Below are 24,364 nucleotides of genomic sequence, written 5' to 3' on the forward strand. Positions count from 1 at the left end.
CGCAAGTCAACGAAAGTCATGAGCGGATGCGGGCGTCGTAGGACTTGCGGGCGTCGGGGTCGAAGTCGAGGAAGAGGGTGTCCAGGCCGTAGCGGCGGGAGACGGCCTGGCGCAGCCGGTCCGGCAGCAGGGCGCCGAGCCTGATCTGCCGGCCCAGCGCCTTCGGCACGACGACCTGCGGGCGCGGGCGTCCGATCACGTCCGCGACGGCGGCGGCGATCTCCTCCGGTTCGCAGTTGCGCATCCCCTTCGGGCTGCGCGTACCGGCGATCAGCTCGGTGTTGGTGAACGTCGGCAGCACCGCGCTGACGTGCACGCCCTTGCCCTGGACCTCCAGCCGCGCCGCCTCGGTGAACGCCACGACCGCGGACTTGCTGGCGTTGTAGAGCGCGAGCCCCGGAGTCGGCAGGACCCCGGCGACGGACGCGACGTTGATCACGTGGCCGCGGCCGCGCGGGAGCATCCGTGCCAGCGCGAGCTTCGTGCCGAGCATGACGCCGTGGACGTTGATGTCCAGGCAGCGGCGGGCGTCGGCGTCGCTCTCGCCGGTGACGGACCCGATCGGCATGATCCCGGCGTTGTTCACCAGGACGTCCAGCGGCCCGGCCGCGTCCTCGGCGGCCTCCAGGAACGCCTCGAACGACTCGCGCGACGTCACGTCCAGCGGGAGCGCGGGGACGCCCAGGGACTCGCCCGCCTCCTTCGCGGCGGACTCGTCGATGTCGCCGATCACGACGGCGGCGCCGCGGGCCTTCAGCGCGCGCGCGGACGCCAGGCCGATGCCGCGCGCCGCCCCTGTGATCGCGATGACCTTGCTCACGGGGCCTCCTAGAGGCGGTCGATGCGGACGGGCAGGCCGTCCTTAGGGGACGGCAGGGACGTGGTGTCCAGCGGCCATTCGTACCGTGCGGGCACGCTCCACCGGTACCGCTGCAGCACCTGGTGCAGGATCGTCTTCACCTGCATCCCCGCGAAGTACATGCCGATGCACTTGTGCGCGCCGCCGCCGAACGGGGACCACGCGTACTTGTGCACCTTGTCCTCGCGGCGCTCGGGCGAGAACCGCTCCGGGTCGAACGTGTCGGGGTCCTTCCACCAGTCGGCCATGTGGTGGTTGCTGAGCATCGGGACGACGACGGTCGTGCCGGCGGGGATGTGGTAGCCGAGGATCGAGGTGTCCTTGACGACCCGGCGCGGCAGCGCGGGGACGGGCGGCACCATCCGCAGCGACTCCTTCATCACCATGTCGATGCCGGTCAGCTCGTCCAGGTCGGCGTACTCCAGCGACGGCCGGCCGAGCCGCTCCGCCAGCGCGAACGTCTCGTCGCGGAGCCGCTCCTGCCATTCGGGGTACTTGGCGAGGTAGTACGCCATCGTGGTGAGCGTGATGGTGGTGGTGTCGTGCGCCGCCATCAGCGCGAAGATCATGTGGTTGACGACGTCCTCGTCGGTGAAGCGCTGCCCGTCGTCGGTCTCCGCCTCGCACAGGGCCGCGAACAGGTCGTCGCCGCCGTTCCGGCGCTTGTCGGGGAGGTGGTGGTAGAAGAACGCCTCCAGCTCCCTGCGCGCCCGCAGGCCCTTGTTCCAGCGCAGGCCGCGGACGTTGAACCGGACGTAGGCGGTGCCGGCGCGGACGGCGTCGATGAACGCGCCGTTGACCCGGTCGGCCTCGGCGCGGTCCAGCCCGACGCCCATGAAGACGTCCGTGGCGAGGTCGAGGGTGAGCTGCTTGACGTGGTCGTAGACCTTGAAGCCGGACCGCGGGTCCCACGCCTCGACGCCCCGGACGATGCCGGGCGCCATCGCCTCCATGTACGCCTGCAGCCGGGGCCGGGTGAAGGCCTGCTGCATGATGCGGCGGTGGTGCAGGTGCTCCTCGAAGTCCAGGAGCATGATGCCGCGGCGGAAGAACGGCCCGATGAAGTAGCTCCAGGCGGGCCCGTTGGCGAACGCCTTGTCCCGGTTGACCAGGACGGCCTCGGCGGCCTCCGGGCCCTGGACGGTGCAGGTCCGCATGCCGAGCAGCCAGCCCCAGGCGATGGGGCCGTACTCCTCGTAGCGGCGGCGGGCCATCCCGATCGGGTCGCGCATCACGCTGAGGGTGTTGCCGACGTACGGGATCCCGGGGACGCCGGGGACCGCCTTGAGTCCGCTGCCCTCCGGCGGCGGCGCGAGCACGCTCGTCATGAACCCTCCGGACGCCGCCGCCCGGACCGGTTCCGGGCGGCGTGCAACAAAAGCGCAGTTTCTGTCGCTTTGTTGTAACGCAACGGGCGCCCGTAAGTCCAGGCTTACGGCAGGTGAGTTACGCCGCCGGCCGCGGGCGCGCGCAGCAGCCGCCGCCGCGCCGCCTCCGTCAGCGGCCGGTACGCGCCCACCCGGTCCCGGTAGTACGTCCGCCCGCCCGCCGCCGGCGGGACGCCCTCCGCGCGCAGCGGCGCCGTCCGCAGCCGCCGCCCCGCCGTGACGGGCACCTCGTCCACCACCCGGACGATCGACGGCCGCAGCCCCGGCTCGACCCGCAGCAGCGCCTCCGACAGGTCCACCGGCTTCAGCTCGGCCACGCCCCGCAGGCTCACGGCCGCCGCCGCCAGCTCGGTGTCGCCGACCGGGACGCCGTAGACCGCGACGGTGTCGATGTACGGCAGGTCGCCGAGCGCGTCCCGGATCGGCCCCGGCGGGACGATCCCCTCCGCCGTGCGGATCAGCTCCGCGTCCCGCCCGACCAGCCAGAAGTCGCCGTCGGCGTCGCGCCGGAACAGGTCGCCGGTGATCGTCCACGCGTCCTCTGGACGGAACACCCCGCGCACCGGCCGCGCCGCCGACCCGAGCGCCGACGGCCGGACCCGCGCGAGCAGCATGCCGATCTCGCCGGGCTCGCACTCGACCCCGAGGCCGTCCGGGCCCTGCACGAGGCCGCCGCTCTCCAGGTCGTAGCGGACCAGCCGGACCTCGGCGCTGCCGGGCAGCGGGCGCCCCAGCGAGCCGGGCTTCTTGCCGCTCAGGTTGACCAGGACCGCCGCACCCTCGGTCGAGGCGTAGAACTCCAGCACGCGCGCGGGCGCGAACCGGTCCTCGACCCGCCGCCACAGGTTGCGCGGCATCCCCGACCCGATGAACAGCCGCACCGCGTGGTGCCGCTCGGCCGGGTCGGGCGGCGCGTTCACCAGGTCGCGCAGCAGCGTCCAGGTGTAGGACGCGACGGTCACGCCGTAGCGGCGCGCCTCGTCCCAGAACGTCTCGGGGTCGTAGCCGCTGGCGAGCGCGAGCCGCGCGCCGCCCGCGACGGCGCCGCCGAGGCTCATCAGCAGCGCGGACGGGTGCTGCAGCGGCGTGATGCTGTAGACGGTGTCGGCCGGGGACAGCGCGGCGGACGAGGCCGTGCCGAACGCCGACAGCGCCCAGCGCCGGTTGGTGATCCGGTTCGCGCGCAGGTGCTCGCCGTCCCCGCTGAAGATCACGAACGCGAGGTCGCCGGCCCGTCCGGGGTTCGGCCGGTACCAGCGCGGCAGCTCCACCGTGTCGGGGTCGATCAGCTCCATGTCGGTCAGCGGCCCGCGCGCGCCCTGCCGCCCATCCTGCTGCCGCCCATCCTGCTGCCGCCCACCCTGCTGCCGCCCACCCTGCTGCCGGTCGCCGCGTCCCGCGCCGCCGAGCAGGTAGCCGTCGATCCCGTCCAGCCGGGCGGCCCGCGCCGCGTGCTCGGGGTCGGCGATCACCCGGGTGACGCCGCCGAGCCGGGCCTCCGCCGCCGGGTCGCCGTCCGGGCGCAGCAGCACCGCGACGGCGCCGAGCCGGCTCAGCGCCGCGACCAGCGCCAGCGCCGTCGGCCGCGTCCCCATCAGCACGCCCACCGCGTCCCCGTGCCGGACGCCGATGTGGATCAGCCCGCGCACGACCGCGTCGATGCGCCGCTTCGCCGCGTCGTGGGTGTGCGCACGCCCCTGGTAGAGGAAGAACACCTCGTCGGGCATGTGCCGGGCCTGCTCGTCCAGGAGCAGGCCCATCGACATCCGCGTGTTGGAGTGGATGCGTTCCAGCCGGGCCAGCCGCGGCAGGTTCTGCGCGGCCTCCCCGCCCAGCTGCCGCGTCCCCTGGACGGCCCGCGCCGCCGTCCGCAGCGCCGAGCGCGCCGCGCTCGTCCCGATGCCCATCGCCAGCTGGAGCCCGTAGCCCGCGGGCCCGCCGGGCAGGGACGCCGGCGGCACCTCGTCGTCGCCGGTCACCGGCGCGACGATCTCGGGCAGCTCCCCGTCGCCCTCGCGCCAGCGCACCCACGCCGCGACCGACGGCCACGTCCGCGAGATCGCCATGCTCCCCACCACGAGCCCGAAGTGCCCGGCCCGCAGGCACGCCTCGTACACCTGGGCGCGCGGCGCGGCCCGCCGGATCCCGCGCACCATCGGCGGCGCCGCGATCTCGTCCACCTCGCCGACGAACGTCAGCACCGGGCAGGTGATGTCGGCCAGCGTGACCAGCCGGTCGCCGATGACGAACCCGCCCGTGAGCATCCGGTTGTGCTGGATGAACTGCCGGATGAACTCCGCGAGCGCCGGGCCGGGCCACGACACCCAGCCCTCCCGCTCCAGGAACCGGCGCTGCCGCTCGCGCGGCGCGAGCCGCTCCCGGTCGTGCAGCTGCATGATGAACTCGGCCCGCGACCGCACCGACTTCACCGGGCTGAGCAGCTGGAACCCCAGCCGCGTCACCCAGCCGGGCACAGCGAACCCGCCGAGCATCCAGTCCGGGATCCGCTCGGCGCCCTCCGTCGCGATCCAGCTCGGCAGCCCGAACGGCAGCCCGACGCTGGTGTCGGACGGGCTGCCGAACGTCACGATCGACGCGACGCCCTCGCTGCGCCGGTACGCCGCCGCCTGGTAGACGAACATGCCGCCCTGCGAGTACCCGGCGAGGTGCACGTCCCGCCCGGTGGCCGCGCGGACCCGGTCGACCGCGTCGCTGACCGCCACGACGTGGTCGGTGACGGTCCGCTCCAGCCCGCCGGGTTCGCGCTCGGGCGCGCCGAAGTCGACCACCCACGGGTCCACGCCGAGGTCCCGCAGCACCCCCACCGCGCTGACCCGCGAGGAGATGTCGTACACCTCCGAGGTGATCATCAGCGGCGGGACGAGCAGCATCACCGGCCCGCCCGCCGACTCCGGGAAGTAGTGCCGGAGCCGGTACACGCGCTGCTCGGCCGCCACCTCGAACGGGGAGGCGTCCTCCTCGGTGTCGAGGCCGCCGAAACGGGCGACCTCAAGGGCGTTCTGGGCGGTGGAACCCAGGCGGGAACCCAGGCGAAAAAGCGTCGTGGCAACAGACGGCATCGTCGACCTCTCAGAGCGTCAACCCATGTTGTCCGTTATCACCGGCTTTAGCAATTGGACGCCCCGTACAGAGGCTCACCTCACAACGGGGCTCCCCGCCCGCCCGCACGGGCTCAGTCCACGACGCGGGCGCCGTCCATCTTGCCGTCCTTCAGCCGCTCCCACATGTACCGGCGGCGGGGCTTGCCGCTGGACGTGCGCTGGATCAGCCCGGTGCCGACCACGATCGTCACCTCGACGTCCTCGCCGACCCGCCGGCGCAGCGTCTCGCGCACCTCGGGCACCCACGCGTCGTCGAGGGTCTCGGCGAACAGCGCGAGGCCCTTCTGCCCGGCGCCCGGCACGCCGACGACCACGATGCGGCCCTTGCCGAGCCCGCTCACCTCGGCGATCTTGGACTCCAGGTCCTCCACGTAGACGGACCGGCCGCGCACCTTGATGCTGTCGCCCATCCGGCCCAGCACGAACAGCTGGCCCTCGTGGAAGAAGCCCGCGTCGCCGGTGTGGACCTCGCCGTCGATGAACCGCGTCGACTTGGCCTCCGCGCCCGCGTAGTACCCGGGGCACGCCGACGCGCCGCCGACGACGATCTCGCCGAGCACGCCCTCGGGCACCTCCCGGCCGCCGTCGTCGACGATCCGGACCGGCACGTCCTCCTCGGGCGTCCCGCAGCCGACGATCCAGCCGGCCTTCGCGCCGAGCGACTGCGCGCCCAGCGAATGCTGCTCCAGAATCCGCACCGGCTTGCCGAACGACAGCGACTCCGGGTCGGGCCGCACGGCCACCGGGTCGCGCAGCTCCTTGTCCATGGTGACGAGCAGCGTCGTCTCCGCCATCCCGTACGCCGGGCGGAACGCCGTCCGCGAGAACCCGAACGGCTCCAGCAGTTCCGCGAACACCTCCAGCGAGTGCGGGTCGATCGGCTCCGCGCCGATCAGCGCCATCTTCCAGCCGGACAGGTCGAGGCCCACCAGCTGCTCCGGCTTCACCCGCCGCGCGCAGTACGCGTACGCGAACGGGGGCGCGGCCGTGTGCTGCGCGTCGGCGAAGCACCGGATCCAGCGTGCCGGGTCGCGGATGAAGTGGTCGGGCCGCATCAGCCGCAGCGCGCCCTGCCGGGCGATCGGGGTGATGAAGCAGCCGATCAGCCCCATGTCGTGGTACAGCGGCAGCCAGGACGCGACGACGTCGCCCTCCTCGAACCCCGCCGACCGGGCGATCAGCTCGCAGTTGGCCTCGAGGTTGTCCCAGGTGACCATGACTCCGCGCGGCGCGCCGCTGGACCCGGAGGTGAACTGCAGCAGCGCCAGCTCGCCGGCGGGCTGCACCGGGGCCTCCGTGGCGGCCTGCCGCGGCAGCCACGGCTCGCCCTGCAGGCCGGCCTGCGCCATCGCCCGTCCGGCATAGTCCGACAGGTCCTCGGACGCGACGACGAGCACCGGCTCGGCCTGCGAAAGGATCGCCGCGACGTGCGCGACGTAGTCGTCCCCGTCCTGGAACAGCGGCGGCGTGATCAGGCAGACGGTGGCGCCGGCGGCCCAGACGGCGAAGTAGGTCTCGATGCAAGTGAAGTCCGTGGGCAGGACGAGGCAGACGACGTCGCCCGGGCGGACGCCCTCCTCGATCAGCGCACCGGCCGTGCGGCGCGCGGCGGAGGCCAGCTCACCGTACCCGCGGAACTCCCACCCGCCGTCGTCGGCCGCCAGGTGGACGCCGCGTCCGGTGTTCGGCTTGTCCAGCCAGTCCCGCAGCGCAGATGCCATCGTGTCCCCTTCGACATGCTTGCTCGGTCACCCACGTGACTCGCGGGTAACTTCACCAGCACCGCGCGTCCGGCGTCAACCGGCCCGACCGGCAAACAGACCGCCCGGTCATTTGGAGACATCCGACAACTCAGACACGCTCGGGTTTGTCACCCCGGATCGCCACCGCACCCCGCGCGACGCCCCGCCACCCGAGCAGCACCAACCCCAGGAACACGAGCGCGACCAGCACGAACGTGAACGCGATCCCCTGCCCGGAGACGACCCGCAGCACCATGCCGACGGCGACCGTCGACAGCCAGACCCCGATCCCCACCGGCACCACCGCATCGGCCCGCCGCCGCCACGCCCGCAGCGCGACCCAGCCGGCCCCGGTGCCCGCCAGGAACGGCCACGCGGTCGTGAGGAACCCGGTCACGCTCCCCGCCTCGTCATGCGAGCTGCGCCCGATCGCCACGAACACGAGCACGCAGCAGACATCGAGCACACCCGCCACCAGATTCCTCATGCCACCAGGTTATGTCCGCTGCCGGACCGCCCTACGATGACCCCGTCGCCCACGAGAGGACAGGCATGACGTACGTCCTGGTGCACGGAGCCTGGCACAGCCCCTGGTACTGGCGGGAGGTGACGCCCCTCCTGAACGCCCCGGCCGTCACCGTCGACCTGCCCAGCTGCGGCCCCGCCCGCGGAGACGCCCACGACGACGCCCAGGCGATCAAACAGGTGCTGGACGCCCACACCGACGTCACCCTTGTCGCCCACTCCTACGGCGGCATCCCGGCGACCGAGGCGGCCGCCGGCCACCCCGCCGTCCGGCACCTCGTCTATGTCGCCGCCTACAACGCCGACGAGGGCGAGACCCTCATGGGCTTCGGCGCCCAGGCCGGCGCCGAACCCAACGTCAACCCCCAGGTCGACTGCGACTTCACCGAGGACGGCCTGCTCGCCTTCAAGCCCGACCGCGCCGAGCACGTCCTCTTCCACGACTGCCCGAACCCCAGCGAGGCCGCAAGCCATCTCCGCCCCATGGCCCCGCCCTTCGCCCAGCAGTCACCCAATGCCGTCGCCTGGAAAACGATCCCCTCCACCTACGTGGTCTGCACGCAGGACCGCGCGACCGCCGTGGGCGTCCAGCGAACCCTGAGCACCCGCGCCACCCACGCACACGAACTGCCTTCCAGCCACTCCGCGTTCCTCTCCCACCCGACCCGCCTGGCGGAGATCATCAACAACGCGCACTAGCAGCTGCTGTGCTTGCCCTTCAACGCCGCGGTGAGCACCTTCGCAAGCGTCGCGGCGTCCGGCCGCCGCGCCCCGGGCACGTGGTTCCCGGCATCGAGCACGTCCTCGACGCACCCGCGGAAGGTCTCGCTGAACTGCGCGTAGTACGGCGTGATCGGACGCGGCTGCGCCTGGAACAGCGCGGTCCGCAGCGTGTTGGCGAACTCCTTGAACCGCTCAGGCGAAGGCAGCTCGTCGTCGCGGAACTTGGGATCCTTGCACTTGTCCGTGTCCCTCAACGTGGAGTTCCGCGTCGGCGTGAACCCGCCGCACGCAAAGAGGGTGCCCTGCGCTTCCCTGCCGGTCAGGGTTTTGACCAGTAGCCCCGCCTCGGCCTGGTGCTTGGACCGCGCCGACACCGCGAGGTCCCAGCCGCCGAGCACCGCGATGCCCGGATACGGCAGGGGCCGGACGTCGAAGCCGTTGCGGATGCGCGGGTCGGCGGTGAGCGTCCTGAACGCGTACGGCCAGTTGCGCATGAGCGGCTGCCCCGACGCGAACGCCTTCAGGGAGCCGTCCTCCATGGAGTCCCGGGACGCCGCCAGGGCGGACCCGCCGCCCACGAGGTGGTCGAGGCCGTTGAGAACGACCTGCGCCGTCCCCTCGTCCACCTTGTCGACGTGGTCGCCGCTGAGCACCACCTTCTGCGAGGCGTTCCAGATGACCTCCAGCGCGTTCGCGGTGAGCCCCTCGTAGTCCGCCAGCTGCGTCGCATATCCGGCCTTGAGCAGCGCGTCGAACGACTCCGGGGCCTTCGTGCCCTTCCGCACGTACAGCAGCCCGGCGTCGGTGAACCACGGCACCGCGTACTGCGTGCCCTTCCACTTGCCCGTGTCCAGCGTGGGTCGCAGGAAGTCGGACCGGTCCTCCATCCAGTCGCCCTTGACCGGCGCGAGGAAGCCACGATGCGCGTACTCCGGCAGCCACGCCACGTCGACGAGCAGTACGTCGTAAGCGCAGCTCCCCGACTCCAGCGTGGACGCGAGCTGGCTGCGCGTGGTGTCCGTGGACCGCGCCACCTCGATCAGCGTCGCCGGGTCACGGGGATGATGCTGGTTCCAGTCCTCGACGAGGGCACGCCGCCGGAAGTCCGGGCTGACGTCGACGTCCGCGGCGATCGTCAGACCCCGGTGCTCGCCGCAGCCGTGGAACAGCGGGTGATAGGACAGCGACCACCGGATGCCCTGCAGCAGCACCAGCGTCACCGCGAACGCCACGACCGACGCGACGACGCGCCTCCGCCGCGCGCCCATCACCCGGCGCTCCGGTAGATCTGGGCCGCCACCAGGCTCGTGATCTCATCGACGGTGTCCGCGGACTTGCAGGTGTCCGGGCCGAACGCCGCGGCGATCGAGGCGACGGGTTCGGCGCGGCAGTCCGACTGCGGGGTGAGCGCGATCAGCAGGGTCAGTTCGGGATAGTCCTTCTTGATCTGCCGGGCGAGCGCCGCGGCCTGGCCGCCGGCGCCGGAGTTGGTGGACGCGGCCTGCCCGTCGGTCACCAGCACCAGCGTCTGCTTGCCGAGCGGCAGGTGCGGAGCCGCCTGGGCGATGGCCGACGTGAGCGCCAGGTCCCAGCCCGTCGTGGTGGCCTTCTGGACGGCGGTCTCCACGTCGAGCCGGTCCGACTCGCCGCCCGAGGCGGCGACCAGCCCGCCGTTCGCCATCCGGTAGTCGGGTTTCGACCTGGGCGGGCGCGAGAACTGGAACAGCGACGTCGGGGCGCTCGGCCGGATGCCGCCCATGATGCGCAGCGCCATTTCCTGCGCGAACCCGAGGCGCGGTTCGCTCTGCGGCCCCGAGGGATTCGCCATCGAGCCGGAGACGTCGAGCATCACGCTCAGCGGAAGCGGCGGCCGGGCGTTCTGGAAGCAATGGAACAGCTCTTCCATCGGCCCGGCGCAGTTCGCGCCGCCCGCCAGCGGACGGGGCGGCACGAGGTCGGGAACGGAGTGGTCCCCGTTCCGCAGTCCCCCGACCGCGTGGTCGTCGGCCGTCAGCCGTCCCGACGGGGTGCGCAGCCCGTCCCGCGTGAGCGCGTCACGCTGGAGCCATTTCCGGAAATCCGCCACGGCCTCATCACGCCGCCCGTCGTCCTGGCCAGGCCAGCGGACGTGCACAAACGGGAAGTCGAGAACGGGGAGGTCATTGGCGTAGTAGGCGGAGAGCCGCCATTGCTGCGGAGGCCGCCCGCTCGGGCATCCCGGCGCATCGCCGTGGTCATACCTGGCAAGGACGCTCTCCGGCACGATGACGGCCATCCGATCGGGCGGAGCCGCAGCGCCCTTCTGCAATTCGCAGAGCATCGAGACCGCGTCGCCCGCGGGCGCCTCGGTCTGCGCGAGGGCCTCCTCCACCTTCGCCGGGTCCCCACCCGATCCCGGCATGACCTGGTACAGCAGCGGCGTCGCGAGCAGCCCGGAGGTGGAGGCGTCCGGGGACGGGCGGGCGAGGGACCGGACGAGGTCGTCCTGGTAGAACGCGTCCAGCAGCGACTTCAGCCCCTGCTTCCCGGACACCAGGCTCGGCTGGTCGGACCGGGGGAAGACGCCGAGGACCAGCGGCGACGAGGCCACCGACCCCTGCACGTCGAGGTGGGCCCGCACCAGCACGGGGCTCGCCTTCCCCGAGCACGTCCGCAGCCCTTCGACGTAGTCCCGCACGCCCCGCGCGATGATCGAGCTGGCGGGTATCCAGACGTCCGGCTGCGCGCCGAGCAGCGTCGCCCGTGGGGGCCGCGACGAGCAGTCGTCGGGGCTCAGGCCGGTGCCGGGGCTCGTCCATCCGTGCGCGAAGCCCGCCTCGGCCTGCTCGGCCGGCGCGTCCGCGGTGACGTCGACGGTGACCGTCCGGCAGCCGCCGCCGGACCTGTCCGCCATGTACCTGCGCGCCGCCGCCCCGAGCGGCCCGACGTTCTCCGCGTCGGTGACGACCCGCAGGTCGATCGGCTCCCCGCAGGCCCCGCCGGACGTGATCACCGACCAGAGCGGCGGCACGAACATGATCGCCAGCAGAACGACGACGGCGGCCGCGATCCCCGCGATCCCGAGCCGGAGGAGCCCCAGCGCCCACCGCGCCACCTCGACGGCCCGCCCCGCGACGGCCTTGATCTTCGTCCAGATCCCCGGCCCCGCCCCGGCGGAAGTGGTGACGGCGACGATGGCGATGCCCAGCACCACGATGCCGAGGATGACGAGCGCCTGCCCCCACCACGGCATTCGCAGAAGCGGCCCCTCATAGAGGGTGAGAAGGGTCAGCAGAAGTCCGCAGACCGCGGTGAATTGCTGGACCCTCGCATCCCGCCGACCAGAGGGATCCTCCGACATCCCACTCCCATCGGATGAGCAAGAATGCACATCCCCCCGCGTGCACCCCCCAGTCTAGGCACCCCGCCCCGCACCGACCGCAACGTATCAGTAACAGTTGATCACCACGCCGACAACCGCCCCCCATATCCCGAATTCAGGTCCCCCGAAAATCACCAATTGCAAGCCCCGCCCCCAAGACAGAGCGCAGAGCACCAACCCGCACGAAACAACGGGCGAAGCCCAAGGGGGGCAAGGGGCGAAGCCCCAGAACAGAGCGCAGAGCAGAACCCGCACAAAACACAAGGGGCGAAGCCCCAAAGAGGGCGCAGAGCAAGAACCCGCACGAACGAAAGCGATGGGCGAAGCCCGAGCCCGGGGGCGTGGGGGCGGAGCCCCCACACCGGGGGGCTCGGGGGGTCGCCCCCCCGATAAACGGCGAAGGGTCCCCCTGGGGAAAGCGCCGAAGGCGCTGACCAGGAGGACCCTAGGACCCGTAGCGGGGGCAGGATTTGAACCTGCGACCTCTGGGTTATGAGCCCAGCGAGCTACCGAACTGCTCCACCCCGCGGTGATGTCTTAACTCTATGGGGCTGGGGGTGCTTGCGCAAACCGGTTAGGCGCGGGGGGCGGCGGGGGTGTGGACGGGGGCTTGCAGGGCGGCGGTGAGCATGGCGGTGAGGTCGGTGACGAAGGCGTCGTGGTCGAGGAGGGTGGGGTCGGGGTGGCCGGGTTCGATGCGGCCGGTGCGGTCGGCGAGGGCGGCGGTGAGGAAGGCGATGGCGACGGCGATGCGTTCGAGGGCGCGGGGTTCGGGGAGGCGGGCGCGGCAGGCGGTCTGGAGGAGGTCGAGCTGGCGGGTGAGGGCGGTGCCGGCGATGACGGGCGGGACGCGGTGGCCGCGGATGCCGGCGCGGCCGGCGAGCTGGGCGGTGATGCGCAGGAAGTCGCGGCCGTGCGGGGTGCGGAGTTCGGCGGCGGTGGGTTCGACGATGGCGGCGACGATGGCGTGCAGGTCGGCGGGGTCGAGGGCGGGGAGGGTGGCGGCGCGGGCGGGTTCCATGCGCTGGACGCCGGCGCGGAGGATGGCGTCGAGGAGGCCGGCGCGGGAGCCGAAGTGGTAGGTGATGGCGGAGTCGTTGCCCTGGCCGGCGAGGGCGACGATGTCGCGGGTGCGGGCGGCGTCGATGCCTTCGGCGGCGAAGAGGCGGGCGCCGGCGCGGATGAGGCGGTCTCGGGTGGCGCTTGCGTCTCTCGGCACGCGGTGATACTAACAGGGGGCGTTAATAACGGTGCTCGTTACAACCTCCCGGAGGGCCCGCGCCATGGTGGACGTCTACGACCCGTTCGATCCCGGCTTCCAGGCCGACCCGTACCCCGCGTACCGGCGGCTCCGCGACGAGGACCCCGTCCACCGCCACGACGACCCGCCGTTCTGGGCGCTGTCGCGGTTCGAGGACATCTGGGCGGCGACGCGCGACGCGGGGGCGTTCTCGTCCGCGCAGGGGCTGACGTTCTACCCGGACGAGATCGGCACGCTGGGCCTGGCGCCGACGATCGTGATGCTGGATCCGCCGCGCCACACCGTCCTGCGCAGGCTGGTGAGCCACGGGTTCACGCCACGGCGGATCGCGGCGCTGGAGGACATGCTGCGCGGGTTCGTCCGGGAGAACATCGGGCGGATGGAGCGCAAGGCGGCCGACGGCGAGGTCCCCGACCTGCACCGGGACTTCTCCTCGCCGCTGCCGACGTTCGCGCTGGCGCACCTGCTCGGCGTCCCGGAGGCGGACCGGGCGCGGTTCGACCCGTGGGTGCGGGCGCTGACGACGCTCCAGGACGACGGGTTCGATCTGAAGGCGCTGAAGGACGACGCGGTCGCGGCCGTCGCGGAGATGTTCGAGTACTTCACCGGCGTGATCGAGGCCCGCCGGGCCGATCCGTCCGAGGATCTGATCAGCGCGCTGACCGCGGCCGAGGTGGACGGGGAGCGCCTCACCGACTGGGACATCCTCGGGTTCTGCTTCGTCATGGTCGCGGGCGGCAACGACACGACCGGCAACCTGATCTCGCACGGGGTCATGCTGCTGGACACCGATCACGCGCAGCGCGAGCGGCTCGCGTCCGACTTCTCGCTGATCCCGAACGCGCTGCTGGAGTTCCTGCGGCTGGAGGGCTCGGTGCAGGCGCTCGGCCGGACGACGACGCGGCCGGTCGCGATCGGCGGGGCGGAGATCCCCGAGGGCCAGAAGGTGATGATGCTGTTCGGGTCCGCGAACCGGGACGAGCGGGAGTTCGGCCCGTCCGCCGGCGACCTCGACATCACCCGGGAGATCCCGCGCCACCTGGGGTTCTCCAGCGGCGTGCACTTCTGCATCGGCTCGCACCTGGCGAAGCTGCAGGCGCGCGTCGCGCTGGAGGAGCTGCTCCGGGCCCACCCCGATGTGGGGGTGGACCTGGAGAACGCGCAGCGCATCGCGTCGCCGTTCACCCGCGGCTGGGTCTCGCTCCCGGCGACCGGGCTCGGCTGAGCCGGACGCGGCGCCCGCCGCCCGGGCGGCCTACGGCGCGGGCGAGCCGAACCCGAAGCCGTAGCCGAAGGGGTCCTGGTACTGGCAGCTCACGCTGGCGAACTGCCCCTCGGCGGAACGTTCCTGGACGACCTTGCCGTCCAGCGAGATGCTGCAGTGGATGCGCCCGGTCTTGATCCCGGTGTTGCCGCCGACGCTCAGGAAGGTGAAGCGCGACGCCTCGTACTTGGCGCTCCACGGCGGCTTGACCGTCTGGTTGGTCATGCCGCCGCCGGGAGGGAAGATCATGACCGAGACGGGCGAGACGCTGCCGCTCACCTTGTAGACGATCTTGTGGACCGTCGGCGTGGAGGGGGTCGCCGAGGGTGCGGTCGTGGGCGGGACGGTCGGCGGGGTCGACCCGCTGGTCGCGCTCGCCGCGCTCGCCCCGCCGTCCGGCGGGGAGGCGAGGAAGACGACGGTGCCGCCGATCACGAGGGCGGCGAGGACGAGCGCCGCGCCCGCCGCGAGCATCACCCGCACGGCGGGCCGGCCGGCGGCCGCCCGGCCGGGCATCACCACCGTGCCGGGGTTCATCGTCGTACCGGGGTTCATCGTCGTACCGGGGGTCATCGCCGTGCCGGGGTTCGTCCCCGGGCCCGGGAGCCCCGGCGCCAGAAGCCCGGCGGGAGGCGGGCCGGGAGGCGGCGCGACCGGCTGCGGGGCCACCGGCTGCGGTGCAGTCCCCTGGCCCTCCGCCCGGAGGAACGAGGCGACGGCGGCCGCGCTCGCGGGGCGCCGGTCCACCTCCTTCGCGAGGAGGTCGAGGACGAGCCGTTCCAGGTGCGGCGGCACGTCCGGGCGGACGGCGCCGACGCGCGGCGGGGGCTCGTTCAGGTGTGCGTACAGCAGGCCGGGCAGTCCGGTGCCGGAGCGGAACGGGGGGCCGCCGGTGAGGAGTTCGTGGAGGACGCACCCGAACGCGTAGAGGTCGGACCGGGAGTCGGCGGCCTCCCCGCGGAACTGCTCGGGGGCCATGTAGAGGGGGGTGCCGACGGACCCGCCGTCCTGGGTCAGCCGCGTCGCGGCGTCGGCGAGGCCGGCGATGCCGAAGTCGCACAGCTTGAGGCGCCCGTCGGCGAGCACGAAGAGGTTCGCGGGCTTGATGTCGCGGTGCACGATCCCGCGCGAGTGGGCCGCGGCGAGGGCGTCCGCGAGCTGGACGGCGAGGGCGACGGCCTCGCCGACCGGCAGCCCGCCCGGGCTGCGGCGCATGACCGTCTGGAGGTCCTCGCCTTCGAGGAGCTCCATGACCAGGTAGGCGAGGCCGTCCTCGGTGCGGCCGATGTCGAACACGACGGTGATGCCGGGGTGCTGGAGCGCGGCGGCGGCCTCCGCCTCGCGCTCGAACCGCTCCATCGCGCCCGGCACGGCGGCCGGCTCGGCGGGCAGCACCTTGATCGCGACCGGCCGGCGCAGCCTGGTGTCGACCGCGCGCCAGACCTCGCCCATGCCGCCGCGGCCGATCAGGCCCTCCAGGCGGTACCGGTCGTCGAGCTCGGTTCCGGCGGCGAGCCGCGGCCCGTCCGTCATGCACGCCTCCCGGCGGCCTGTGCGGTCACGAGCCATGATTATGCGAGCAGAAGAACGCAGTTGTCCATCTGACTCGCGGCGCCCGGCCGCACCGGCGCCGCGGCCGGGTGGTGCCCCGGCCGCGGCGCCGCCGGCGGTCAGCCCATGTGCGGGTAGCGGTAGTCCGTCGGCGGGACGAACGTCTCCTTGATCGAGCGCGGGGACGTCCAGCGCAGCAGGTTGAACACCGACCCCGCCTTGTCGTTGGTGCCGGACGCGCGCGCCCCGCCGAACGGCTGCTGCCCCACGACGGCGCCGGTCGGCTTGTCGTTGACGTAGAAGTTGCCGGCGGCGTAGCGCAGCACCTCGGCGGCGTGCGCGACCGCGGCGCGGTCCGTCGCGATGACGGCGCCGGTCAGCGCGTAGTCGGCGACCGACTCCATCTGCGCGAGCATCTCCTCGTACCGGGCGTCGTCGTAGACGTGTACGCCGAGGATCGGCCCGAAGTACTCCTTGGAGAAGATCTCGTTGTCGGGGTCGCCGGACACCAGCACCGTCGGCCGGACGAAGTACCCGACCGAGTCGTCGTAGGTGCCGCCCGCGACGACCTCGACCGCCGGGTCGTCCTTCGCCCGGTCGATCGCGGCCTTGTTCTTCGCGAACGCCCGCTCGTCGATCACCGCGCCGATGAAGTTGGACAGGTCGGACACGTCGCCCATGGTGAGGCCCTCGACCTCGTCCGCGAGCCGCTCCTTGAACCCGTTCTCCCAGATCGAGCGCGGGATGTAGGCGCGGGACGCGGCGGAGCACTTCTGCCCCTGGTACTCGAACGCGCCGCGCACCAGCACGGTCTTCAGCACGTCCGGGTCGGCCGACGGGTGCGCGACCACGAAATCCTTGCCGCCGGTCTCGCCGACGAGCCGCGGGTAGCTCCGGAACTTCTCGATGTTGTTCCCGACCGTCTTCCACAGGTGCTGGAACGTCGCGGTCGACCCCGTGAAGTGGATGCCGGCGAGCTCCGGATGGGCCAGCGCGACCTCGGAGACCGCGACCCCGTCCCCGGTCACGAGGTTGATGACGCCCGGCGGCAGTCCCGCCTCCTCCAGCAGCCGCATGGTCAGCACGGCCGCGTAGGTCTGCGTCGGCGACGGCTTCCACACCACGACGTTGCCCATCAGCGCGGGCGCGGTCGGCAGGTTCGCGGCGATCGCGGTGAAGTTGAACGGAGTGATCGCGTAGACGAACCCCTCCAGCGGCCGCAGGTCGGACCGGTTCCACACGCCGGGGCTGCTGATCGGCTGCTCGGCGAGCAGCCGCCGCGCGTAGCTCACGTTGAACCGCCAGAAGTCGACCAGCTCGCACGGGCTGTCGATCTCCGCCTGCTGGACGGTCTTGGACTGCCCGAGCATCGTCGCGGCCAGGATCGTCTCACGCCACGGCCCGGCGAGCAGGTCGGCGGCGCGCAGGAAGACGGCGGCGCGCTCGTCGAACGGCAGCGCCCGCCACGCCGGCGCGGCCTCCAGCGCGGCGCCGATCGCGTCGCGGGCGTCATCGGCCGTCGCGGTCCCGAACGTCCCGAGCACCGACGCGTGGTCGTGCGGCTGCACGACGGCGACCTTCGCGCCCGCGCCGAGCCGCCGCTCGCCGCCGATCGTCATGGGCAGGTCGATCGGGGCCTCGGCGGTCAGCTCGGCGAGCCTCGCCTCCAGCCGGGCCCGCTCGGCGCTGCCGGGCGCGTACCCGCGCACCGGCTCGTTCGCGGGCGTCGGAACGGTGGTCACGGCGTCCATGGAAGGGGGCCTCCTCATCAGCGAGAGACGAACGAACGAAGGAAGAACACGAGGTTGGCGGGCCGTTCGGCCAGGCGGCGCATGAAGTAGCCGTACCAGTCGCTCCCGTACGGCACGTAGACGCGCATCCGGTGGTCCTGCGCGAGCCGCCGCTGCTCACCGGCCCGGATGCCGTACAGCATCTGGAACTCGTACGAGCCGGCGGACCGGTCGTTCACGACGGCCAGCGTCCGCGCGATGTCGATCAGCCGCGGGTCGTGGCTGCCGACCATCGGGTACCCGTCGCCCGCCATCAGCACCCGCAGCCCGCGCACGTAAGCCCGGTCGATCTCGGCCTTGCCGTCGAACGCCACCGACGCGGGCTCCGCGTAGGCGCCCTTGACGAGCCGGACGCGCGACCCCTCGTGCGCCAGGTCGCGCAGGTCGCCCTCCGTCCGGCGCAGCATCGCCTGGATCGCGACGCCCGCCCACGGGAAGTCGGCGCGCAGCTTGCCGAGGACCTCCAGCGTGGAGTCCACGGTGGTGTGGTCCTCCATGTCCAGCGTGACCGTCATGCCGGCCCGAGCCGCCGCCGCGCAGATCTCCCGCGCGTTGTCCAGCGCGAGATCACCGGGCAGCGCCTGCCCCAGCGCGGACAGCTTCACCGACGCGTCCGCGCCCGCCGCGAGCCCCTGCTCGGCGAAGACCTCGAACATCGCCAGGTAGGCGTCCCGCGTGGCCTCCGCCTGCGCCCGCTCGCGCGTGTACTCGCCCAGGTGGTCCAGCGTGACGCGCAGCCCGCCGCCGGTCAGCTCCCGCACGGCCCGGACGGCGGCGTCCAGGTCCTCCCCGGCGACGAACCGGTCGACGACCCGCCGCGTCAGCGGTACGGAGGTGACCAGCCCGCGCATGCGATCGCTGCGCGCGGCGGCAAGCAGAACGGGACCGAGCATGAGGCGCCTCCTAACGACACCTCGAAGGTAGGAACCCCAGCCCCGCACCGCGTATAGTCAGATGCCACTTTCAACCAGCAGAGTCTTCATACAGATGTCCAATGGCCCCTGACCTTCAAGAGATCGTGGAACTCGCCGCCGACCTCCTCGGCGCCCCGGCGACCCTGGAGGACCGCGACTTCCACCTCGTCGCCTACGCCGCGCACGGCGACACGATCGACCCCGTCCGGATGGACTCGATCCTGCACCGGCGCGCGACCGAGGCCGTCCGCACCCGCTTCGAGTCCTACGGCATCGCCCGCGCCGCCGGGCCCGTCCGCATCCCCGCCGACCACTCCCTCGGCCAGCTCGGCCGGCTCTGCCTGCCCGTCCGCTGGAACAACGTCACCTACGGCTACCTCTGGCTGCTGGACGACCAGGAGCGCATCACCGACGCCGCCCCCGCCATGCCGCTCTGCGAGCGCGCGGGCCTGCTCATGGCCCGCCAGGCCCGTGAGCGCGACGACCTCGGCTGGAAGGTCGCCGACCTCCTGTCGGCCCAGCCGGACGTCCGCGCCCAGGCCGCCAACGAGCTCGCCGAGGCCGGCGTCCCCGACCCGCCGCTCGCCGTCGCCGTCCTGCGCACCCCGAGCACCGACCCGCTCAACCCGTGGCTGCTCCCCCACTCCGTCCTCACCACGGTCTGGCAGCGCGACCACGTCCTGGTGATCCCGGCGTCGGCGTCGCCGCGTACCGTCGTCGACCGGGCCCGCCGCCTCCTGGAGGAGCGCACCACGCCCGTCCACGCGGGCTTCTACTCCCCCTGCCCCACCCTGGAGACCGTCCACGAGGGCTGGCTCCGCGCCCGGGTCGCCGCCCGCACGGCCGCCGCCGGCGAGACCCGCGACTGGACGTCCCTCGGCGTCCTGCGCCTCCTGCGCGCCGCGGGCGACGAAGCGCTGACGCAGACCACCCGAACCCCCGGCACGGAGAACCTCCTCCGCCATCCCGACCTGGCCCTGACGGCCCGCACCTACCTGGACCTGGCGGGCAACGCCCAGAAGACCGCCCAGGCCCTCAACATCCACCGGCAGACCCTCTACCACCGCCTCCGCCGCATCGAGGAGCTGACGGCCCTGACCCTCACCGACGGCCAGGACCGCCTGACCCTCCACCTCGCCCTCACCCTCGCCCCGCACCTGGAATGATCAGGACTCCGCCAGCCCGGCGTGCCGGCCCCGCAGCTCGCGCTTGAGGATCTTGCCGCTCGGGTTCTTCGGCAGCGACTCCGCCATCACCACGTACTTCGGCCGCTTGTACCCCGCGAGCCGCTCCCGCACGTGCGCGTGCACGTCGTCGACGGCCAGCGCGGCCCCCGGCTTGGCGACGACGACCGCCGTGACCGCCTCGATCCAGCGCGGATGGGCGATCCCGAAGACGGCGACCTCCGCGACCCCGTCCAGCTCGTAGATCGCCTCCTCGACCTCCCGGCTGGCGACGTTCTCCCCACCCGTCTTGATCATGTCCTTCTTCCGGTCGACCACCGACAGGTAGCCGTCCTCGGTCATGACCCCGAGGTCCCCCGAGTGGAACCAGCCGCCGCGGAAGGCGTCCTCGGTCTTCTCCTCGTCGTTGTAGTAGCCGAGAGCCGCGTGCGGGCTCCGATGCACGATCTCGCCGACCTCGCCGGCCGCCACGGGATTCCCGTCGTCGTCGACGAGCATCGTCTCCACGTTGATCGCCGCCCGCCCGGCGCTCCCGGCCCGCTCCAGCTGCTCGTCCGGACGCAGGATCGTCGCCAGCGGCGCCATCTCCGTCTGCCCGTAGAAGTTCCACAGCCGCACGTCCGGCAGCCGCCGCAGCAGCTCCCGCAGCACCTCCACCGGCATCGCGGACGCCCCGTAGTACCCCTTGCGCAGGCTGGACAGGTCCCGCCGCGCGAAATCGGGATGCCGCAGCAGCGCGATCCACACCGTCGGCGGGCAGAACAGCTTCGTGACCTTCTCCCGCTCGATCGTCTCCAGCAGCAGCGCCGGATCGGGCCCCGGCAGGATCACGCTGGTCGCGCCCAGATACACATCGACCGAGAAGAAGCAGTCCAGCTGCGCGCAGTGGTACATCGGCAGCGCGTGCACCTCGACGTCATCGGCGGACATCTCCCCGTCGACGATGCAGCTCACGTACTGGCTGATCAGCGACCGGCTGGTCAGCATCACGCCCTTGGGCCGCGACTCCGTGCCCGAGGTGTACATCAGCCGCAGCGGATCATCGTCGCCGACCAGCACGTCCGGCGCCGCCGCGGAACCCTCCCGCCACCAGCCGTCGACGTCCTCCCACCCCTCGGACGCCCCGCCGATCCGTCCCCGCACCCCGCCCTGGACGCCCGCCGCGACCAGGGCCTTCTCGGCCGTGGCCACCAGCGCGTCCTCGGCCACGATCCCGGACGCGCCCGAATGCCCGAGGATGTAGGCGATCTCGTCCGCGTTCAGCATGAAGTTCACCGGCACCAGCACCACGCCGAGCTTCGCCGTCGCGAACGCCAGCACCGCGTACTGGAAGCAGTTGTGCGACAGCAGGGCGAGCCGGTCGCCCTTGCGCAGCCCCCGCTCCGCCAGCGCGTTCGCCGCCCGGTTCACCGCCGCGTCGAACTCCGCGTACGTGACGCGCAGGTCACCGCTGACCACCGCGAGCTTCCCCGGATACCGCCGGGCCGTCCGATGCAGCAGATCCCCATAAGAGTGCTGCCGTGCCCGCACCACCGACGTGGACATCGCCCACCCTCCCCTTCCGGACGAACCCGCTGATAGAGCCAGTGATCCGGATCATAACCACACACCGTCGCGGACGGGAGGCACGTCGGCGCCCCGGCGGCGGCCGTCCTCGAACCCGGCGGCGAACGCCTCGTCCCCCAGCGCCTCGCGCACGGCTGCGGTGATCCGGTCCACGTCGCCCCGCTCGGCCGGGGGCAGCGGCGCGCCGACCGACGCCCGCAGAGCCGCCGCGGCGCCCAGCAGCCGCGCCGCGCGCTCCGCGTCGCGGCCGGCGAACGCCCCCGCGAGCCCTTCGAGGGCCAGCGCCTCGGCCCGCGGGTCACCGATCGCACGGGCCGAGGCGAGAGCGTCCCGATGCAGTTTCTCGGCGGCCCCGACATCGCCCCGCTGCTCGGCGGCGAAGCCCAGCTCGGACAGCACCAGCGCAAGGCCGGGCTCGCCCTCGACCCCCCGCAGCCAGTCCACCCACCCGGCCAGCCGTGCTTCCGCCACGTCCGGTTCGCCCCGGCGCCGCGCGCTCAGCGCCAGGCCCATCTCGGCGAAGTGCTCCGCGGCCCGGTCGGACTGCTCGACGGCCAGCCGCATCCCCCGCTCGTGGTGCGCGTCGGCGGCCGTGAGGTCGCCCGTCAGCAGGGCGATCCTGCCGAGCCCCGAGTGCCGGAACGACGCCTCGCTCCACAGCGACAGCTCCTCGGCCATCCGCAGGCCCTCCCGGTGCAGGCGGGACGCGCCGGCGTGGTCGCCGGCGATCTCGGCCAGCTCGGCGAGGGTGTTGGTGGCCCTTACCTGCCCCCAGCGGTCGCCGAGCGCCCGGAAGCCCGCATAGCTCTCCTCCGCGTCGCGGCGCGCGGCGGCCAGGTCCCCGCGGACCCGGGCGATCGTCGCCCGCACACCCAGCGCGGCGGCCACGCCCCAGCGGTCGTCCAGCTCCCGGAAGCCCTCCAGAGCCTCACCGAGCAACCCGGAGGTGACGCTCGGGTCGGTGAAGCCGCGATGCGCGAAGGCGAGGAACCACACGGCCCTCGCCCGCTCGCGCGGATCGGCGATCTCCCCGTACGGGACGGACGCGTCCGCTCCCCCGCCCATCAGCAGCGCCACCCCGGTCCGCCAGACGGCGGCGCGGGGGTCGTCCTCCGCGCCCAGTGCCAGGTCCAGCGCGCGCAGGGCCTCGGCCAGCCGGCACCGCAGAACCCAGTACCAGGTGAGCGCGTTGACGAGACGGGCGGCGCCGCCCGTCCGGACCGCCGTGTCGAGGGCGGTGCGCAGGTTGGCCCATTCCCGGTCGAGGCGCTCCAGCCATTCCCGCTGGTCCGGGCCCTGGAGGTGCGCGGCGGCGCGTTCGGCGAGCGCGGTGTAGTGGTGCAGGTGGCGGCGGGCGGCCCGGTCGTGCTCGCCGGCCTCCCGCAGCCGTTCGAGGCAGTACTCCCGGACCGACTCCAGCAGGTGGTAGCGGGGGCCGTCCGCCACGACCACGAGCGAGCGGTCCACCAGGCGGGCCAGCACGTCGATCCCGTCCAGGCCGGCGACGTCCTGGGCCGCGGCGAGCGTGAACCCGTCGGAGTGCACGCCGAGCCCGCGCAGGACGGCCCGCTCCGGCTCGGACAGCAGCTCCCAGCTCCAGTCGATCATCGCCCGCAGCGTGCGCTGGCGGGCCGGCGCGTCGCGCCGGCCCGCGACCAGCACGCCGAACCGGTCGTCGAGCCGGGCGGCCAGCTCGTGCACCCCCAGCACCCGCACCCGCGCCGCGGCGAGCTCCAGCGCGAGCGGGATCCCGTCCAGGCGCCGGCAGACGGACGCCACGGCCGCCGCGTTGCCCGGATCGAGCGCGAAGCCCGGCGCAGCCGCCGCGGCCCGCGCCACGAAGAGCTCCACGGCCGCGAACCGCGGCAGGTCGGCGGCGGACGCCTCCTCCCCCGGAAACTCCAAAGGCGGCACGGTCCACAGCACCTCACCGGGAATGTCGAGGAGCTCCCGGCTCGTCGCGAGGACGCGCAGGCCCGGCGCCGCCCGCAGCAGCGTCCCCACCACCGCCGCCGCGGACTCGATCACGTGCTCGCAGTTGTCCAGGACGAGCAGGACGTCCCTCCTGCTCAGCGCATCCGCCAGCCGCGTGAGCGGATCGCGCGGGACGCCCTCGTCACCCCGGATGCCGAGCGCCGAAGCGACCACCCCCGCCAGAGCGTCACCGGAGGCACGGTCCAGACCGGCGAGCTCGACCAGCCAGGCGTCACCGAACCCGCGGGCGACCTTGAGCGCGAGCTGCGTCTTGCCCACCCCGCCCGCGCCGGTGAGCGTGACGAGCCGTCCCGACCCCAGCAGCGCGGTCACCTGCGCCACCGCCTCCGCCCGCCCGACGAGCTCGGTCACGGCCGCGGGCAGGTTCCCGCGCGGACGCGCCGCCTCCAGCGCCGGATCCTGCCTGAGCATCGCCTCGTGCAGGCCCGCGATCTCGGGACCCGGATCGACACCGAGTTCCTCGGCGAGGCGCGCACGCAGGTCGGCATGGCTCTCCAGGGCCGCGCCCTGGCGTCCGGCCTGGTAGAGCGCACGCATGTGCAGGCCCCGCAGCCGCTCGCGCAGCGGATGCCGGGCCACCAGCTCCTCCAGCTCGACGACCACCCGGCCGTGCTCGCCCAGCTCCAGAAGGGCCTCCGCGTGCTCCTCCGCCGCCAGGAGCCGCTGCTCTTCCAACCGGGCCGCGACCGGCCCGGCGAAATCGAACCCGTCGTACGCCGGCCCCCGCCACAGCGCCAGCGCGTCGCCCAGCAGCCCCGCCCGCTCACGAGCCCCACCCCGCGCCCGCGCCACCAAAGACCCGAACCGGGCGGCGTCCACGGCCTCCGGTTCCACCCGCAGCAGGTAACCCGGCGGCTGCGACACCACCAGGCCCCTCCCGCCCGGCTCGGCCTCCTCCAAAGCCCGCCGCAACTGGGAGATCCGCGTCTGCAGGGTCCCGGCGGGATTGCGGGGCAGCCGCTCGCCCCACACCAGATCGATCAGCCGGTCGGCCGACACGACGCGACCCTCGTGCGCGAGCAGTGCAGCGAGCACCGCCCGCACCTTCGCCTCAGGGATCCGCACCGGTGCGCCGTCGTCCGTCCAGACGGCCAGCGGCCCCAGCACCCCGAAACGCAC

16 protein-coding genes and 1 tRNA gene are annotated in these 24,364 nt (G+C 73.1%); 3 read left to right on the top strand and 14 right to left on the bottom strand.

Translation table 11 applies throughout. The features are described 5' to 3' along the window. Nucleotides 1-16: 16 nt before the first annotated feature. From J4709_RS15880 to J4709_RS15900, 5 genes are all read right to left on the bottom strand, one after another. Entirely contained in the window at nucleotides 17-820 is an 804-nt protein-coding gene (locus tag J4709_RS15880) for an SDR family oxidoreductase (RefSeq protein WP_208241346.1), read from the bottom strand. A gap of 8 nt (nucleotides 821-828) precedes the next feature. Next, nucleotides 829-2,187 (bottom strand): cytochrome P450, encoded by a 1,359-nt coding sequence (locus J4709_RS15885; RefSeq protein ID WP_208241358.1) that lies wholly within the window; start codon nucleotides 2,185-2,187, stop codon nucleotides 829-831. Nucleotides 2,188-2,291: 104 nt separating this feature from the next. Then, complete coding sequence (locus tag J4709_RS15890; protein WP_232383535.1) at nucleotides 2,292-5,327, bottom strand: AMP-binding protein; 3,036 nt, start codon at nucleotides 5,325-5,327, stop codon at nucleotides 2,292-2,294. Between the two features lie 113 nt (nucleotides 5,328-5,440). Next, nucleotides 5,441-7,090, bottom strand: a complete 1,650-nt coding sequence (locus J4709_RS15895) for an AMP-binding protein (protein WP_208241360.1) — start codon at nucleotides 7,088-7,090, stop codon at nucleotides 5,441-5,443. A 130-nt stretch (nucleotides 7,091-7,220) separates the two neighbouring features. Continuing rightward, the gene (locus tag J4709_RS15900; RefSeq protein ID WP_208241362.1) at nucleotides 7,221-7,598 is read right to left on the bottom strand and encodes a DUF3054 domain-containing protein; all 378 of its coding nucleotides are present in this window, start codon (nucleotides 7,596-7,598) and stop codon (nucleotides 7,221-7,223) included. Nucleotides 7,599-7,663: 65 nt separating this feature from the next. Here J4709_RS15900 and J4709_RS15905 point away from each other — a divergent pair, with 65 nt between their 5' ends. After that, complete coding sequence (locus J4709_RS15905; RefSeq protein ID WP_208241364.1) at nucleotides 7,664-8,335, top strand: alpha/beta fold hydrolase; 672 nt, start codon at nucleotides 7,664-7,666, stop codon at nucleotides 8,333-8,335. Here J4709_RS15905 and J4709_RS15910 read toward each other — a convergent pair. The 4 genes from J4709_RS15910 to J4709_RS15925 all read right to left on the bottom strand — a co-directional run bounded on the left by J4709_RS15910 (nucleotide 8,332) and on the right by J4709_RS15925 (nucleotide 12,939). Beyond that, on the bottom strand, nucleotides 8,332-9,627 hold the full coding sequence (locus J4709_RS15910; RefSeq protein ID WP_208241375.1) for an extracellular solute-binding protein: 1,296 nt from the start codon (nucleotides 9,625-9,627) through the stop codon (nucleotides 8,332-8,334). The two genes, J4709_RS15905 and J4709_RS15910, sit on opposite strands and share 4 nt — an antisense overlap. Beyond that, nucleotides 9,627-11,591 carry a substrate-binding domain-containing protein gene (locus J4709_RS15915; RefSeq protein ID WP_208241378.1) on the bottom strand — a complete coding sequence of 655 codons (1,965 nt, stop codon included), beginning with the start codon at nucleotides 11,589-11,591 and terminating at the stop codon, nucleotides 9,627-9,629. The genes J4709_RS15910 and J4709_RS15915 overlap by 1 nt, the downstream gene beginning before the upstream one ends. Nucleotides 11,592-12,175: 584 nt before the next feature. Continuing rightward, nucleotides 12,176-12,249 (bottom strand) — tRNA-Met (locus J4709_RS15920). A gap of 45 nt (nucleotides 12,250-12,294) precedes the next feature. Then, complete coding sequence (locus J4709_RS15925; protein WP_208241380.1) at nucleotides 12,295-12,939, bottom strand: TetR/AcrR family transcriptional regulator; 645 nt, start codon at nucleotides 12,937-12,939, stop codon at nucleotides 12,295-12,297. A 64-nt stretch (nucleotides 12,940-13,003) separates the two neighbouring features. Between J4709_RS15925 and J4709_RS15930 the strand changes: the two genes are divergently transcribed. Further along, nucleotides 13,004-14,206, top strand: coding sequence for a cytochrome P450 (locus tag J4709_RS15930; RefSeq protein WP_208241382.1), 1,203 nt, complete (start codon nucleotides 13,004-13,006; stop codon nucleotides 14,204-14,206). Between the two features lie 30 nt (nucleotides 14,207-14,236). On the opposite strand, the gene J4709_RS15935 is transcribed toward J4709_RS15930, so the two are convergent. From J4709_RS15935 to J4709_RS15945, 3 genes are all read right to left on the bottom strand, one after another. Continuing rightward, nucleotides 14,237-15,778 (bottom strand): serine/threonine-protein kinase, encoded by a 1,542-nt coding sequence (locus J4709_RS15935; RefSeq protein WP_208241384.1) that lies wholly within the window; start codon nucleotides 15,776-15,778, stop codon nucleotides 14,237-14,239. Nucleotides 15,779-15,915: 137 nt separating this feature from the next. Beyond that, nucleotides 15,916-17,547: an L-glutamate gamma-semialdehyde dehydrogenase gene (pruA, locus tag J4709_RS15940; protein WP_208241386.1), complete on the bottom strand. Its 1,632-nt coding sequence runs from the start codon at nucleotides 17,545-17,547 to the stop codon at nucleotides 15,916-15,918. A 17-nt stretch (nucleotides 17,548-17,564) separates the two neighbouring features. Continuing rightward, nucleotides 17,565-18,479 (bottom strand): proline dehydrogenase family protein, encoded by a 915-nt coding sequence (locus tag J4709_RS15945; protein WP_208241388.1) that lies wholly within the window; start codon nucleotides 18,477-18,479, stop codon nucleotides 17,565-17,567. A 101-nt stretch (nucleotides 18,480-18,580) separates the two neighbouring features. Here J4709_RS15945 and J4709_RS15950 point away from each other — a divergent pair, with 101 nt between their 5' ends. Beyond that, nucleotides 18,581-19,666: a PucR family transcriptional regulator gene (locus J4709_RS15950; protein WP_208241390.1), complete on the top strand. Its 1,086-nt coding sequence runs from the start codon at nucleotides 18,581-18,583 to the stop codon at nucleotides 19,664-19,666. On the opposite strand, the gene J4709_RS15955 is transcribed toward J4709_RS15950, so the two are convergent. Together J4709_RS15955 and J4709_RS15960 are read right to left on the bottom strand one after the other, a co-directional pair. Next, entirely contained in the window at nucleotides 19,667-21,229 is a 1,563-nt protein-coding gene (locus J4709_RS15955; protein ID WP_208241392.1) for an acyl-CoA synthetase, read from the bottom strand. A 51-nt stretch (nucleotides 21,230-21,280) separates the two neighbouring features. Further along, nucleotides 21,281-24,364, bottom strand: coding sequence for an ATP-binding protein (locus tag J4709_RS15960; protein WP_208241394.1), 3,084 nt, complete (start codon nucleotides 24,362-24,364; stop codon nucleotides 21,281-21,283).

This window comes from Actinomadura violacea, assembly GCF_017573465.1.
GTDB lineage: Bacteria > Actinomycetota > Actinomycetes > Streptosporangiales > Streptosporangiaceae > Spirillospora > Spirillospora violacea.

Excerpts from the sequence above, each read along its gene's own strand:
- pruA (WP_208241386.1), bottom strand. The coding sequence starts at position 17,547 with ATGGACGCCGTGACCACCGTTCCGACGCCCGCGAACGAGCCGGTGCGC.
- J4709_RS15905 (WP_208241364.1), top strand. The coding sequence starts at position 7,664 with ATGACGTACGTCCTGGTGCACGGAGCCTGGCACAGCCCCTGGTACTGG.
- J4709_RS15900 (WP_208241362.1), bottom strand. The coding sequence starts at position 7,598 with ATGAGGAATCTGGTGGCGGGTGTGCTCGATGTCTGCTGCGTGCTCGTG.
- J4709_RS15950 (WP_208241390.1), top strand. The coding sequence starts at position 18,581 with ATGGCCCCTGACCTTCAAGAGATCGTGGAACTCGCCGCCGACCTCCTC.
- J4709_RS15935 (WP_208241384.1), bottom strand. The coding sequence starts at position 15,778 with ATGACGGACGGGCCGCGGCTCGCCGCCGGAACCGAGCTCGACGACCGG.
- J4709_RS15955 (WP_208241392.1), bottom strand. The coding sequence starts at position 21,229 with ATGTCCACGTCGGTGGTGCGGGCACGGCAGCACTCTTATGGGGATCTG.
- J4709_RS15895 (WP_208241360.1), bottom strand. The coding sequence starts at position 7,090 with ATGGCATCTGCGCTGCGGGACTGGCTGGACAAGCCGAACACCGGACGC.
- J4709_RS15910 (WP_208241375.1), bottom strand. The coding sequence starts at position 9,627 with ATGGGCGCGCGGCGGAGGCGCGTCGTCGCGTCGGTCGTGGCGTTCGCG.
- J4709_RS15885 (WP_208241358.1), bottom strand. The coding sequence starts at position 2,187 with ATGACGAGCGTGCTCGCGCCGCCGCCGGAGGGCAGCGGACTCAAGGCG.
- J4709_RS15915 (WP_208241378.1), bottom strand. The coding sequence starts at position 11,591 with ATGCCGTGGTGGGGGCAGGCGCTCGTCATCCTCGGCATCGTGGTGCTG.
- J4709_RS15945 (WP_208241388.1), bottom strand. The coding sequence starts at position 18,479 with ATGCTCGGTCCCGTTCTGCTTGCCGCCGCGCGCAGCGATCGCATGCGC.
- J4709_RS15890 (WP_232383535.1), bottom strand. The coding sequence starts at position 5,327 with ATGCCGTCTGTTGCCACGACGCTTTTTCGCCTGGGTTCCCGCCTGGGT.
- J4709_RS15930 (WP_208241382.1), top strand. The coding sequence starts at position 13,004 with ATGGTGGACGTCTACGACCCGTTCGATCCCGGCTTCCAGGCCGACCCG.